Source organism: Bacillus cereus group sp. N21 (assembly GCF_016483395.1).
In the GTDB taxonomy this organism is placed as follows: domain Bacteria; phylum Bacillota; class Bacilli; order Bacillales; family Bacillaceae_G; genus Bacillus_A; species Bacillus_A pseudomycoides.
In genome coordinates this window covers 17,723-32,384 of record NZ_JAEHBX010000018.1, presented here as the reverse complement: position 1 = coordinate 32,384, position 14,662 = coordinate 17,723, and the positions used below count along the sequence as shown (strand labels likewise).

Here is a 14,662-nt window from a genome sequence, read left to right as displayed (position 1 = left end):
ACTGAGAGTTACTAGCAATACTTTAGAGAACTTATAACTCTTTATTAGCATTTGTTCAAAGTATATAAAATCAGATGTTGTTGAACGAATAAAACCTTTTGAACAAAATAGGGGGGGAAAATAGTGGCTAAAAACAAATCAAAAACAACAAAACACATAAAATCGCAAAAGAAAATATGTCTTTGTATGATTGTAAAAAATGAATCAAAAATTATAGAAAGATGTTTAAATCCGACTAAATCTATCATTGATTTTGTTTCTATTTGTGATACGGGTTCGACTGATGGAACACCTGAAATTATTGAAAACTGGTGCAGAGAAAATAACATACCTGGTACTGTGCACCATGAACCTTTTAAAAATTTTGGATATAATCGAAGCTTAGCTGTATCTTTGGCGCAAAAAACTTATCCAGAGGCAGATTATTTGCTGTTACTCGATGCTGATATGGTCTTAGAAGTTAAGCCACATTTTGATAAATGTAAGTTAGATAAGGACCATTATTTGACTATGCAATATGATCCTCAAATAAAATATTGGCTTTCTCGTCTACTTAAGGCATCTTTGCCATGGCGATCCGTTGGAGTTACACATGAATATTGGGATATAGATCGTTCTAAATTAAAGGCTGTTCAAGTTACTTACTTTGATACAGTTGAAAAACTTGATAGTCTAATTATCAATGACCAAGGAGACGGTGGGAGTAAGAGTGATAAATTTGAACGAGATAAACGGTTGCTATTAGAAGGAATTCATGATGAAGCAACCCCGCCCGATTTAAAAATCAGATACATGTTTTACTTAGCACAAACATTATCCATTCTCAATGAATTAGATGAAGCAATCAAATGGTATAAAAAAAGAGTTGAAGCGGGCGGATGGGCGGAAGAAGTATTTTATGCCCTCTTACGAATAGGTCTCTGTTATGAACGTTTGGCAAATACGGCTTCTTTCCAACGTGAACAATTAATTACAGAGTCAGAAAAAAACAAATCAAAAGTTGATCAATCTACAATAGATACCTTCATCCATCAGGAAGAACAATTTTTTGCTCTTGCTACTACTTATCTTCAGAATGCTTGGGAGTACAGACCCTGTAGAGCGGAACCTTTGTCCCACCTTGCAAGAATGTATCGACTGAAAGCTAAAAATAATTTAAGCTTGATGTATGCATTACAAGGAAAAGAAATTCCATTCCCAAAAGAAGATATTCTTTTTGTAGATTACCACGTCTACGACTACCTTTTTGATCATGAAATTTCCATATGTGCGTATTATATCGAAAATAAACGTAATTTAGGTCGCGCTGCTCAGAAACGTCTCCAATCTAAAATCAAACAATTACCACCACATATAGCGGAGGTTGTTGAAAATAACTCGAAATTTTATTAGTTCATATAAGAAATAAAAAACACCTTTTATACCCCATTTCATTGGGTGTAGAAGGTGTTTTTTCATCATTTTATATTTTATATTTAATTACCTAAAATATGATACCCAAAATCCCCATGAATGTTCTCACCAGTAACACGACTTGCTAAGTTACTAAATAAGAATAAAGCTGGATTACCAACTTCCTCTTGTGTTACGTTACGGCGAAATGGTGCGCGCTCTTCGATTTGTTTTAAGATGCTGTTGAAATCACCAATCCTTTTTACTGATAACGTACGGATTTCTCTTACTGCCACAGGGGACACACGAATATTATGTATGCTATCCTAAGTCGTTCGCTAAATACCTTTTACTTGTGTCTAGCGAGTCTTGAATCACCCAAATATTGTTTAATGACATGTAATGTTTCTTTATTAGACTTGTCATCCATCATACAAAGTTCCCATTCATTTAAAGATTGAATACGTACACTTTCCATTGCTTTACCTACTAATACAGACTTGTTTAACAAGTAAAAATGATTACAACCTTTGAATTCAAAACCAATCCTGTATATAGTAAGTTGATTCATATAGAATTCATCAATATATATAATCTCTCAATTGGACTTTTACTCTTTAGTAGTGTATGAAGCTTTCCCGAAAACATATAGCCACTAGCAGGGCATGTTAAAGACATACTCCCTCGCTTTTTAATTATCTGCATTAGGTAATATAAACTACAAGCATAAATTTGAATTGGTATAAGAGGGTGTATTCACTAGGATGTTCTCTGCACAAAAATATACCTATAAACATATAGTATAAGTGTTATTAAATATTAACTTAATGAATAAGAAGGAGGGAACATTTTCCCATGGCATGTAACAGTAGTATCTGCCACCTGCTGTTGTTCTCCGGCATATTGCCAGGAACTATTATAACAGTTGTAGGTAAGTCCGGTTTTGTTTATGGACCAGCCAAGTTTATAAGCCTTAATATAGGAAATTGCATAGTTACATTGGAAGAGCAAGATTTACCATCTCCAGGTTTTACGAATACTATTCTAATTAGCTGTGACGATATTGAGAGCATCATAACAACAGGTGATTAGAAAATGACCACTACAATTGTTGATGTATAGTGAAGCTATTGTATATCTCTTCCGATTAACTCGGTATTTACAATTATTTAGATCAGAGTATGAAAGCTGAGCTAAGCAATAATGGCTATGAATGGACTTACTTTCATCCATCGGAGCCGATAGAAAAGCTACAATCTATTGTTGCCACGTTTTAACCACAGCTAGCCCTTATAATATTAGGAGACCGTGTTAGGTTCCAGTAGCTTTTTTAAACTTTTTGCTGTTTATATAAATAACGCCCTTCATATAAAACGCCTTCTTATTTAAGAATCGTGCCCGATTGCGGAATTCATAAATCTTACAGCAATATAGCTTTTCAATAAAATGTAACCAAAAACACCTTCCCCTATTTACATTGCATAAAAAAAATCCATTTTGAAAAAATTGATCAAAATGGATTTTTTTATATAAATCTTTATATGGATTTTATAGAAATAACACTGTGTTACCTACTTTTTCATATTACTTCATGACAAGTTCTTGCATTTTCTTCACTTTATTTTAAAATCCCGTTCCCTCTTTTATTGATAACCACTGAATTTCCTATAATACTCAAATGAACATTATACTGCTCCCAGTCATACCTTTTCATGCGCTATGCTAGTGAATATATCCTTAAAAATAAACGTTTTAATTTATGAAAGTACTATTTTCACGAAACTCTATCTATTTGCATATAATAGTATATATGTTATCAAATATTAACAAAGGAGGAAGATTTATTTATGTTTCTATGGATATGTAAAAGTAGCATCTGCCGTCAATTCTCCAACATACCACTTGGAACGATTATAACAGTTGTAGGTAAATCAGGTTTTGTTTATGGACCAGCCAAATTAACAAACTTTAATAAAAAAACTGGTATCGTTACATTAGAAGAAGAGGCTCTACCATCTCCAAACGTTACAAATGTTATACAAATTAATTGTAAGCGTGTTGAAAGCATCATAACAGCAAAAGATTAAAAATGATGAATACAATTGGTGATATGTAATGAAGTTATTGTATATTTCTTCTGGTTATCTTGGTATTTATGATTATTTAGATCAAAGTATGAAAACTGCGCTTAGTGATAACGGATATAAATGGACCTGCTTTCATCCATCAGAGCCAATAGAAAATATAAGGTCAATTGTTACCACGTTTCAGCCACAAGTAGTCCTAACAATATTAGGAGACAATCTCTCTATACAAGCTATCCAGTATTTTAAAGAGAATGGTATTCAATTGGCTTGTTGGATGACTGAAGACCCTTATTATTTTGATAAGACTTATCAAATCATTGATAGGTTCGACTATATCTTTACCATCGATACTGGAGCTTTAAAACAGTACCAACTCGTTCATCAGAATGCCCGCTATTTACCGTTAGGTACGAATCATTCCATTTTTAAACCGCGCTCAGTAGAGCATGTATATAAAAGTGACTTGCTTCTTGTAGGATATCCATATCAGACAAGAGTAAACCTTATTCATTTCCTTCTAAAGAATACAAATTATGCCCTAACACTAATTGGAAAAGGATGGCGTAATAGACTACAAAAGGTTTGGAGAAACAACGCAAGGGTTATGATTGAAGATACATGGATGAATCCAGAAAAGGTTTCTTATTTTTATAACGGAGCTAGCATTGTATTAAACCCTCATCGAAGTAACAATTTCTTATATAATCAGAATACGTCCAAGGTTATGAACGAAAGCATTAATAATCGAACGTTTGATATTGCAGCATGTGGAGCTTTTCAATTAATAGAGGAAAAGCCTAATCTTCGTTCTTTCTTTACTGAAGAAGAAATGATATCTTATCAGGATTATGAAGATTGCCTATGTAAAGTGATTACCTATATGAATGATAAAAAAAAGAAGGAGATTATTGCTCAAAAAGCTCAAAAAATAGTTATAGGACAGCATACATTTTGCCAAAGAATAAAAGAAATGGTGAAGATTATTCAATCATAAAAATCATGTTCTACAACGAATATAACTCATCAAAAAAAATAATATCCTAATATCCGTTCATTACACTCTAAACAATCTGTGTTTAAATCAAAACTTATTGGGGACAAATCTTACTTTCCACATTATAAAAAAGAAAAATCATCGGTCATATTATCGATGATTTTTCTTTTTATAAAGCATTTCATTAACCTATCTTTCTCGGGATATATAAACGAAAAGATTTCAAACATATAAAAAATGTACCAAAAAACTTAGATACAACCTTCACATTCTTTTAACTTACAAACTGAATGATAAATCATTGAATAACGTCCAACAGGTAGCACATGTTTATTGGTCACTCTAGTGATAGGATATAATCTCGATCCTGTACCTCCAGCTAAAATAATCCCTTTCATAAAATTGCTCCCTTCTTCTCTAACAATCTAAAACGTACCCCGATGTTTTAAGTAAAAATAGAGTAATATTCATATTTCCAAAGTATCTAAAGGTCATCTCCCGTATCCCTCATCAAAACCCCCATTGTACTAATAAAATTCCTTTGCAGTATTAATACAATTCTTTAGGGCTCATTAAATTAACAATCGTAAATTTCTTTCTAACAACGGTTTCAAAACTAAATGCTATGATTGATTTATTATAAAAAAACACGCTTTAGAAACTTTGATTCTTCATTCTATGAAATAATAAAAACCCTTGTTACCAAGGGTTTTTATCTAACTAAGGAAGTTACGTTAAGCCTCATAGAAAAAAGGACTCAACTGTTATTAGATATTATTTCAAATAAATCAGGAGCTAATGTTCGAACACTCACTTCATTTTTATTCATTTCTATTAAATCCAATTTTTCAAAGAAACTTTTTATTTCTTCCTCTGAAGTCAACGTATGATCCCCTTTTATTGTAGAGAGCGCTCTTACTGAAGATTCCTCAATGGAACTTTCACCCGTGAAACTGATTGTATCTAATAAACGGATAATATTTTGATAAGCATAATTTTCTACATCCATGGACCCATAATAATTTTTTGATAGACTCTTTTTTTCTTCACCTATTTCTCCTTTAGATAAACAGAAGTCGACTAAGTTGAATACTTCACTACTATTCACTGATTTATAGGTAACTGCATTAGGTAAATATTTTTTCTCTTTTTCATAATTAATTGGCATATAAGCAATGACTGGTTTATCAAGTAACAAAGCTTCAATGCCTGTCGTACAACGATTGTGTATCACGAGTTTTGAGGCCAAAATCCACATAACCACATTACCATCATGGGCAACAAACACATTTTTATAATCCGACAATTCTTTTCGATAACTATCTACATTTTCATGAATATGAGGACGAACAACAATATTGAGATTCGGATATTTCTCACTTAATTCTTTAATTAATTGGATAAAATGTTCGTATACCTTCTTTATATAATGTTCGTTAGGATTGAACCCTCTTATAAAGTGATTATATTGCGTAAATCTTGTATTTACTAAAATAAAGTCTCCAAACCGCTGTTCAATCATTTTCACTTCATCATTATATAACCCCCGGAACTTTTTCTTGAGTAAATCGAACCGTGGATGACCAGTTAAATGAAATTTTTCCTTAAATTTAGGAAAAGTATTTGTAACTATTTCTTTATGAGCATCTCCCCAGCAATATACATGCTCAAGTATTTTAACATACGTATCATCTTTTCCAAGACGACTATAATTATTACTATTAAGGAATAATCCTTCTTCTTCATCCAATTCAACAATAGAATAGCCTAGTTTGTATGCACGAGTCATATATTCTTTCCTTGCATCACCATAAGGAGTTCCCTTTGAACAAATGATGCCCTTAGGTAATAACTCCAAGTGAGAGAGAATAGGCGTATGCGTTCCCAGAATAATTCGATAATTTTCTTTAATTGCATAATAGGTTAAGAGTAATTTTGCGTCTAATTCCCTTGTTTTTGATTCGATTGGTAAGTAGAGAAACTTTTGTGACATAACCATCACCCCTTCTTATTTTTTCAATCGAAAATAACCTTGTCTTCAGTATCATTTATTATATTCTTTCTTATAAAAGATAGCACAAAGACAATAATGGCATTTATTACATAAAAAATCCCTATTTTCACTACAAATCTATTAGATATGTGGACCTTATCCTAAAATTCATTTCCTTCCCGCAAATCTCTTAATTTCTTTACTTTTTCGTGGATTTGTTCTCTATTTTTTAATAATTTTTTTAATAAATTTAATATTTCATTACTATTCATGTTGTCAAGAATCCATCCACACTGATATTTTTCTACTCGTTCAGCAGGGGCGCCTAGATTAAATGTAATAATGGGGTACCCCGATAACATTGCTTCACTTGTTGTATAGGAATATGTTTCAGGGCAAATGGACGGATTAATAACCAATGCTATTTCATTTTGAGCTAATATATCAGATAAATTATCCACTTGATATCTTCCTGTGACTTCAAACTTTCCTTCAGCACTTTTGTGAGGATTAAAATGAATATTTGTTATACCAATCACCTTTATATTTATTGGTAAATTTTCTTTAACAATTAAATCCTTTAGCTCATATATAATACTTGATCCTTTCGGATAATCAATGGCTCCCATAAAAGCAATATTTAAAACTTTTTTATTTAAAAACTCCTCCTTAAAGGAGTATGATATTTTTGGATTAATAACATGCTCTCTTACTTCTATCTCAATATCTTTATAATATTTTAGAATAATATCTTTCGTGTTATAACTAGGGGTAATTACCTTTTTCGCACCCATTAAAAAAGAATGAAACGCTTCTCTCCAACCTTCAATATGAATAGCTTCTTTCGGAAATATTTTCGCAATACATCCCTGACAGATATCTACATTTGTTTCAGCATTACAATACTTCTTTTGATGATTTATTAAATTATAACTTGGGCAAACACAATAAAAATCATGAATATAAAAATAATAATCCACAAGTGAGTGTTTTATTAAACGAAACATTTTTTCAAGGGGATACTTAAATAAATGATTAATAAAAATCAAATCAATGTTTAGAGCACTTAATAATTTTTTAAAGTTCATTTCAGTTAGTTTACTTATTTTAAGATTATAATTTATTGGTTCGGAATGATTATGATCAGTTAAAATCACATAATCTGTCCCAGGTGTTAACGTGTATATTCTCTCATCATCTTCTAATGTTTTTATATAGTTAGTTTGATAGATTGAGGCACCGCCACCTAAGCCATGATCGATAAATAATCTGCCCTTTCTATAAGAGTATTTATCGGCAACCATTATACTTTTCATGAATTCTCTTATATTTTTTATTGGATCCAGCCTTATAAAGTCTTGTATGATTTTATTATAATCTGGGTATCGGTTAAGTAGTTTTTTTAAATTACTTGACATTAGCTCTTGTTTACTTCCATCTATTTGATTAAAACTTACACCATGTTTATGATAAACAAACACATTTGGAATCAATATATTTTGATATCCTTTATGACATGCTCCCATACACCAATCATTTTCCTCGCCATACCCCTTGCCAAAAACCTCATCATCAAAGATTCCGATATCATGAATAATATTTCTATTTAATGCCATACAGAAGCCTACACCTGTTGGGATTACTATCCCTTTGTTAATGACATATTTTGAAAAATAAGCATCGACTTCATTTGCAGTCATATTGTAGGGCAATTCATTATCTTGAACAAAATTAGGATAGGAACAAATCGTAGCACTATTTGAGAAAGGAGTAACGGATGAAATTTTATCATTTACTAAAATAGGGTTGATTAAGCGCCGAAAACAATGAGGTGGAATTTCTGTATCGCTATTTAATAAGATGGGGTGATTCGTTGTTAAAAGTAAGCCTTTATTAATACTTTGTACATATCCTAAGTTTTTATCATTGTGTATAACCACTAATTTTTTTAAGCTTTGAGGTAATTTGTTAGATTTCAAGCTTTCCAAAAAACGATATATCCGTTGATCTGTACTAGCATCATTAATCAAAAATAAATTACAACGAATGTCTATATTATTGTATATACTTTCTATACATCTCTTTGTAAATTCGTAGCCATTATATATTGGTATAATCACATCCACTTCAGTATCTTCAAGTAATTCATTATTATATTCAATATAATTTGATTCATTTAATGTTTCTAAACTAAATTGATTAAGAATAGAATCATTTAAAAAAGATGGTTTATCAGCTTCCTCGTTTGTATTCGAAATAGATTGGATATATGTTGGCTTTTCGTAGTTCCAATTTAAAATCAATCCTTGTTCGTCACCATTTAAACATTTATCCATATGGAGCTTAATCTCTTTTTCGTTTTTTGAATAACCCCAAATCCTCAAACTATTCATTTTTCCTTCAAAATATCCGTATGCTCCACATCCTCCAATACTTCCTGAGGCAAAGACATTAGTCTTAGTACTTTTTAATCCTCTTTTTACAAAACTTCCATTCACATATAAATTTGGAGTTTTATTTTCATAAACAATAGCTATATGAGTCCAATCGTCTATTTTTATTTCATATGTGAGTAGAGGAGGTAAATAATTGTGACTGTGTTCATATACCGTTATACCATTCGTTCCAACCGATACTCCGGCACCCGATTCATCTTTTCGTTCAATTACAGGATGCCCTGGACCAATAATATATCTTTGACCAAAAATTCCATGTTTTCCTTGATCCGATTCCTCATTTAATTGAATTTCCTTTTGAGGCTTTATCCAAAATTCATAGGTGAAATCATTTTTAATATTTCTAAACAAGTCCTTGGTCATTACTATTTCTTGCCCTTTAAAATTTAAAAACCCTTGAAACACATTGTTCACCCTCGCTTATATAATTCAAAAAACCAAAAAATAACTATTAAAATTAAAAGATATATATTTTTTTATTAATTAATTGCGCCATTCAACATCTATTTCAAAGTTCTTTGAATTACGTGTTTTTATTACTGAAGATACATTTCTATTATTTAAGTTTTTTAATCAACTAGTTGTACACGATCGATGTTTTTATTAATTACTAATTAGTGGTATAAACTATGCGATCGAACAATAGAAAGCAGATTTAGGCTTTTACTTTTACTATGCTATGTTTTGTTTGTCTTTTTGTATAGTTACATAGTCTAGCTTGAAAAAAGATGGTGCATTATCTCTATATTAAATACATAATCCCTCTCTGAGCCTGAACAGCATATGAACATGTAACACTTTTTGATTAGCAAACCTGAAGATACCTCTTATATCTAAAAACGAAGATTTTGATCTCTAGCCTCTCAATAATATAAAAAACTATTTAACATATTTATCATTTCCTGAACCAAGAAATAAATCACAAAACAGTTAAAAGTAGACTTCAATCTAGGCTTATTCACCATTTCGGGAAAATTATAAGGAAATGTAGAGATGATACCCAAACGTTTTCCCGAAATATTCATAGTAATAGATAGTGAAACTGGATTCAATAAAAAAGGCTGTGAAAAAAATGGATTTAACAGGAAAAACAATTTTAGTTACAGGTGGAACAGGCTCTTTCGGAAAGAGATTTATAAAAAAAGCCCTAGAACTTGGTGTAAACAAGATTATTGTTTTTAGTCGTGATGAATTGAAACAATACGAAATGGCTCAAGAGTATACAGATTCGCGTATTCGTTTTTTTATTGGGGATGTACGTGATAAAGCTCGTTTATACCGTGCTTTTGCTGGGGTGGATATTGTAGTTCATGCAGCTGCTTTGAAGCATGTCGGTGCATGTGAGTACAATCCGTTTGAAGCAATTAAAACAAATATCTATGGCGCTCAGAATGTAATTGAAGCTGCTATGGATTGTGGTGTGAAACGTGTCATTGCTTTGAGCACAGATAAAGCTGCCTCTCCAATTAACTTATACGGTGCAACGAAATTAGCATCAGATAAACTTTTTGTTGCAGCAAATGCTTATGCAGGGAAAAAGGACACCAGATTTGCAGTGGTACGATACGGAAATGTAGTAGGTAGCAGAGGCAGTGTAGTACCATTTTTTAAAAGCATAAAAAAAACCGGAAAAATCCCTATAACGGATGAACGTATGACACGATTTTGGATAACACTTGATCAGGGAGTACAATTTGTTCTTGATAACCTTCAGCGAATGAAGGGCGGGGAAATTTTTGTCCCTAAAATCCCCAGCATGAAAGTAACAGACTTGGCAAAAGTAATTGCACCTAAATGTAAAATTGAGTTTATAGGCATCCGTCCAGGAGAGAAGCTTCATGAGGCTATGATAACTGAAGATGATGCCCGTCATACTTTAGAATTTGAAGATTATTATATCATTCAACCAGAATTTAATTGGTGGGATAAAGCGTATATAAGTGAAGGCAAACCGCTTCCAGCAGGTTTTAGTTATACAAGCGACAAAAATGAACATTGGTTAACAAAAGAAGAGTTAAAACGGTTAATTAGTGAATAAGATAAAAAAACAGTCTAAATAAGTCAAAACAACATATAAGGGAGTATTAAGGATCATGAAGTATTGTTTAGCAATTCATGGAGGAAAACCCGTACGGAATCATTATTTGCCATACGGCAAGCAATCCATTGATGAAGATGATATTCAAGCCGTAATCAACGTTTTAAAAAGTGATTTTATTACAACCGGTCCAACAATAAAACAATTTGAAAATCAAGTGGCAGCATATGTAGGTGCGAAATACGCCGTAGCATTTTCAAGTGGAACAGCCGCCCTACATGGCGCCTGTTTTGCAGCGGGGATATCCAATGATGATGAAGTCATCACGACATCAATGACGTTCGCTGCCAGTTCTAACTGTGTCCTTTATCAAGGTGGAGTTCCGGTATTTACGGATATAAAATCCGACACTTACAATATTGATCCTAATTTAATAAAAGATAAGATTACAAATAAAACAAAGGCAATTATACCTGTACATTTTACTGGACAGCCAGTTGAACTTGAAAAAATTTCAAAAATTGCCCAAGAATATAACCTAACAGTAATCGAAGATGCAGCTCATGCATTAGGCTCTACTTACAAAAAGAAAAAAATTGGTTCAATTAGTGATATGACCATGTTCAGTTTTCACCCCGTCAAACATATTACAACAGGCGAGGGCGGAATCATTACAACAAATAATGAAGACTACTATCAAAAACTTCTTCAGTTTAGAACCCATGGAATCACCCGTAACCCTAATAACCTAACTGAAAATCATGGGCCTTGGTATTATGAAATGCAATTTCTTGGCTATAATTATCGGATGACAGATATTCAAGCTGCTCTTGGATTATCACAACTACAAAAATTAGATTCTTTTATTGCTAAAAGAAAACAATATGTATCAATGTATAATATGGCACTAAAAGATTTACCTGAAGTTATTCTTCCAAAACAATTAGATCATGTTGATTCAAGTTGGCATTTGTATATCATTCAGTTAAATTTACCAATGCTAAAAGTTGATCGAAAAGAAATCTTTCAAGCGTTACAGCAAGAAAATATTGGTGTCAATGTTCACTACATTCCAATTCATTTACAACCCTACTATCAAAAATTAGGTTATCAAAAAGGAATTTGTCCTAATGCTGAAAAATTATATGAAAGTATCATTACTCTACCATTATTTTCAGAAATGAGTGAACAAGACGCTAATGATGTCATTCAAGCAGTTAAAAAGGTAATCAATTTCTATAAAAAATAAGTGAATAAAAAGGTGATGAAATGAAAGTTGCCGCTATTATTCAAGCTCGAATGGGCTCAACTAGACTTCCCGGGAAGATAATGAAGAAAGTTCTTGATAAAACACTATTAGAATATCAAATTGAACGAGTAAAAAGAGCAAAAACAATTAACCAAATTATTGTAGCGACTACTACAAATCAAAATGATAATCCAATCATTGAGCTTTGCGAACAACTTTCTGTTCCTTATTATCGTGGATCAGCAGATGATGTATTATCACGTTATTATGAAGCTGCAACACAATTTTCTGTAGATGTTGTAGTTCGATTAACTTCAGATTGTCCCGTTATTGATCCTGATATTATTGATAAGATAGTTAATTGCTATTTAGAACATCAAAATAAATATGATTATGTATCTAACACATTAATCCGCACTTATCCAAGAGGTTTAGATACAGAGGTTATGCCCTACCGAATTTTAAAACAAACATATGAAGAAGCAAATCAGCCATCCTATCGCGAGCATGTGACTGCATATATATATAACACCCCTAAAACGTTTAAACTGTTCAATGTCCAGAATCACTTAGATGAAAGTAAACACCGCTGGACTGTAGATACGAAAGAAGACTTTATCTTTATAAAAAAAATTATTACCAAACTATATCCAGTTAATCCCCAATTTTCTTTCATTGATATTTTAAATTTATTAAAACAAGAACCAGACCTGTTTTATATTAATAGCCATATAGAACAAAAAAAATTAGGGATATAGTTTACATGAACATACTCATTCGTGTTGACGCTTCTATAGAGATTGGAACAGGGCATGTTATGCGATGTTTAACCTTAGCAGAAGAGTTAAAAAATCAAGGACATCAGATTTCCTTTATATCTAGGGAATTGGACGGTCATATGTGTAACTTTATAAAATCTCAGGGACACACAGTATATATGTTACCCAAAATGAAGTTAGTAAGAAATAATTGTAATACTACACATGCTCAATGGCTTCAAACCAGCTGGGAAGTTGATGCTCAACAAACAATAGAAATGATACGTAAAAGTATTCGCTTTGCTGATTGGCTCATTGTAGATCATTATGCTTTAGATAAAAAGTGGGAAGAAAAGTTAAAGGAGTTCGCCCACTATATAATGGTTATAGATGATTTAGCAGATAGGTTACATATATGTGATCTACTGCTAGATCAAAATTATTATGCAAACATAGATCAAAGATACGAAGAATTAATCCCTATAAATTGTATAAAATTATTAGGCCCCAAATATGCATTGCTAAGATCCGAATTTTTAAAAGCACGAAAAAATGTAAGAAAAAGAACAAATCCCCTTAAAACAATACTCATATTTTTTGGTGGAAGTGATCCCACTAATGAAACTTCCAAAGTAATCAAAGCTCTAGAAGCAATAGAATATACGCAGCTTCTTATTCATGTAGTTATCGGTCGATCAAATCCTCAAAAAGATTTCATCCAAAATTTATGCAAAAAGCATCCAAATATGGTCTTTCATCATAATATTGATTATATGTCTAGATTAATGAATGAAGCGGATTTAGCCATATGTGCTGGAGGTTCAACCACTTGGGAAAGATATTGTTTAGGATTACCCGCACTATTAATCTCAGTAGCGCATAATCAAGTTGAAATATGTAAAACAGTAGGAGATTTAGGGATGGATTTTTACATTGGAAAATCAGAAGAAATTTACGAGAAGGATATTTGTAATGCCCTTGAGATTGTTAGGAGCGGAAACTTTGATTTAGAGGGATCTTCTAGAAAAGCATTGGAGATTGTAGACGCTTTTGGAAAAATACGTGTAGTATCAAAAATTTTACAATATTAAATGTTAAGGAAGATATTATGAACATTCTATTATTAGGATCTAAATGTAATAATTTGTACAGTTTTCTTAAATCATCTGGAAATAGTGTTGTTTTCTATGAAAATAGAATAGACATTCACTCACCTATTCTTATTAATATTGACTTTATCGTCAGCTATGGATACAGATATATGATTCCTCCTTCTATTATTGAGAAATTTAATAACAAAATTATTAATTTGCATATCTCTTATCTTCCTTGGAATAAGGGTGCTGATCCAAATTTATGGAGTTTCCTTGAAGATACACCTAAAGGGGTTACAATTCATTATGTGAATAACGGGTTAGATACGGGAGATATTATCACTCAATCGGAAGTTCCCTACAAAGAAAATGATACATTAAAAACCTCCTACGATAGACTATGCCAAGAAATAGAACGACTTTTCATTGAAAATTGGAAATTCATTTATTCTGGAAAAGTTATGAGGAAACCACAACCTTCTGGCGGTAGTTATCATAGATTAAAAGATAAAAAAATATATTTGCATTTACTTACTAATGGATGGAATACGTCAGTAAAAGATATAATCGGTAAAGCAAAAATGAATGGTTAAAAAGGAGA

General features: G+C 31.8%; 11 protein-coding genes and 2 pseudogenes. 8 read left to right on the top strand and 5 right to left on the bottom strand.

The features are described 5' to 3' along the window. Positions 1 to 186 precede the first annotated feature (186 nt). Complete coding sequence (locus JDS96_RS12650; protein WP_199667068.1) at positions 187 to 1,392, top strand: glycosyltransferase; 1,206 nt, start codon at positions 187 to 189, stop codon at positions 1,390 to 1,392. A gap of 83 nt (positions 1,393 to 1,475) precedes the next feature. On the opposite strand, the pseudogene JDS96_RS12645 reads toward JDS96_RS12650, so the two are convergent. Beyond that, positions 1,476 to 1,782 (bottom strand): annotated as a pseudogene (locus JDS96_RS12645) (SDR family oxidoreductase); the annotation flags it as partial. Further along, positions 1,742 to 1,963 carry a glycosyltransferase family protein gene (locus JDS96_RS12640; protein ID WP_018764031.1) on the bottom strand — a complete coding sequence of 74 codons (222 nt, stop codon included), beginning with the start codon at positions 1,961 to 1,963 and terminating at the stop codon, positions 1,742 to 1,744. The gene JDS96_RS12640 and the pseudogene JDS96_RS12645, both read right to left, overlap by 41 nt. Positions 1,964 to 3,239: 1,276 nt before the next feature. On the opposite strand from JDS96_RS12640, the gene JDS96_RS12635 reads away from it, so the two are divergent. Both JDS96_RS12635 and JDS96_RS12630 read left to right on the top strand, forming a co-directional pair. Next, complete coding sequence (locus JDS96_RS12635; protein ID WP_097794816.1) at positions 3,240 to 3,479, top strand: CGEA protein; 240 nt, start codon at positions 3,240 to 3,242, stop codon at positions 3,477 to 3,479. Positions 3,480 to 3,507: 28 nt separating this feature from the next. Then, on the top strand, positions 3,508 to 4,473 hold the full coding sequence (locus JDS96_RS12630; protein ID WP_199667035.1) for a CgeB family protein: 966 nt from the start codon (positions 3,508 to 3,510) through the stop codon (positions 4,471 to 4,473). Positions 4,474 to 4,736: 263 nt separating this feature from the next. On the opposite strand, the pseudogene JDS96_RS12625 reads toward JDS96_RS12630, so the two are convergent. The 3 genes and pseudogenes from JDS96_RS12625 to JDS96_RS12615 all read right to left on the bottom strand — a co-directional run. Further along, a pseudogene (locus JDS96_RS12625) lies at positions 4,737 to 4,871 on the bottom strand (sugar phosphate nucleotidyltransferase); the annotation flags it as partial. A gap of 359 nt (positions 4,872 to 5,230) precedes the next feature. Continuing rightward, the gene (locus JDS96_RS12620) at positions 5,231 to 6,466 is read right to left on the bottom strand and encodes a surface carbohydrate biosynthesis protein (RefSeq protein ID WP_242479900.1); all 1,236 of its coding nucleotides are present in this window, start codon (positions 6,464 to 6,466) and stop codon (positions 5,231 to 5,233) included. A gap of 161 nt (positions 6,467 to 6,627) precedes the next feature. Continuing rightward, entirely contained in the window at positions 6,628 to 9,327 is a 2,700-nt protein-coding gene (locus JDS96_RS12615) for a glycosyltransferase (protein WP_307838181.1), read from the bottom strand. Between the two features lie 667 nt (positions 9,328 to 9,994). Here JDS96_RS12615 and pseB point away from each other — a divergent pair. From pseB to JDS96_RS12590, 5 genes are read left to right on the top strand one after another with little or no spacing between them, the layout of a single operon-like run. Then, positions 9,995 to 10,960 (top strand): UDP-N-acetylglucosamine 4,6-dehydratase (inverting), encoded by a 966-nt coding sequence (gene pseB / locus JDS96_RS12610; protein ID WP_018781145.1) that lies wholly within the window; start codon positions 9,995 to 9,997, stop codon positions 10,958 to 10,960. A 55-nt stretch (positions 10,961 to 11,015) separates the two neighbouring features. Continuing rightward, the gene (gene pseC, locus JDS96_RS12605) at positions 11,016 to 12,209 is read left to right on the top strand and encodes a UDP-4-amino-4,6-dideoxy-N-acetyl-beta-L-altrosamine transaminase (RefSeq protein WP_206777076.1); all 1,194 of its coding nucleotides are present in this window, start codon (positions 11,016 to 11,018) and stop codon (positions 12,207 to 12,209) included. 20 nt (positions 12,210 to 12,229) lie between these two features. Continuing rightward, positions 12,230 to 12,967, top strand: a complete 738-nt coding sequence (locus JDS96_RS12600; protein ID WP_003195950.1) for a cytidylyltransferase domain-containing protein — start codon at positions 12,230 to 12,232, stop codon at positions 12,965 to 12,967. A gap of 5 nt (positions 12,968 to 12,972) precedes the next feature. Then, positions 12,973 to 14,058, top strand: a complete 1,086-nt coding sequence (gene pseG / locus JDS96_RS12595; RefSeq protein WP_199667032.1) for a UDP-2,4-diacetamido-2,4,6-trideoxy-beta-L-altropyranose hydrolase — start codon at positions 12,973 to 12,975, stop codon at positions 14,056 to 14,058. Positions 14,059 to 14,075: 17 nt separating this feature from the next. Continuing rightward, positions 14,076 to 14,654 (top strand): formyl transferase, encoded by a 579-nt coding sequence (locus JDS96_RS12590; RefSeq protein WP_003195948.1) that lies wholly within the window; start codon positions 14,076 to 14,078, stop codon positions 14,652 to 14,654. Positions 14,655 to 14,662: the final 8 nt, after the last annotated feature.

Coding starts and splice junctions, on each gene's coding strand:
- JDS96_RS12620 (WP_242479900.1), bottom strand. CDS start 6,466: ATGTCACAAAAGTTTCTCTACTTACCAATCGAATCAAAAACAAGGGAA.
- JDS96_RS12635 (WP_097794816.1), top strand. CDS start 3,240: ATGTTTCTATGGATATGTAAAAGTAGCATCTGCCGTCAATTCTCCAAC.
- JDS96_RS12590 (WP_003195948.1), top strand. CDS start 14,076: ATGAACATTCTATTATTAGGATCTAAATGTAATAATTTGTACAGTTTT.
- JDS96_RS12650 (WP_199667068.1), top strand. CDS start 187: ATGATTGTAAAAAATGAATCAAAAATTATAGAAAGATGTTTAAATCCG.
- JDS96_RS12630 (WP_199667035.1), top strand. CDS start 3,508: ATGAAGTTATTGTATATTTCTTCTGGTTATCTTGGTATTTATGATTAT.
- JDS96_RS12600 (WP_003195950.1), top strand. CDS start 12,230: ATGAAAGTTGCCGCTATTATTCAAGCTCGAATGGGCTCAACTAGACTT.
- pseB (WP_018781145.1), top strand. CDS start 9,995: ATGGATTTAACAGGAAAAACAATTTTAGTTACAGGTGGAACAGGCTCT.
- pseG (WP_199667032.1), top strand. CDS start 12,973: ATGAACATACTCATTCGTGTTGACGCTTCTATAGAGATTGGAACAGGG.
- pseC (WP_206777076.1), top strand. CDS start 11,016: ATGAAGTATTGTTTAGCAATTCATGGAGGAAAACCCGTACGGAATCAT.
- JDS96_RS12640 (WP_018764031.1), bottom strand. CDS start 1,963: ATGAATCAACTTACTATATACAGGATTGGTTTTGAATTCAAAGGTTGT.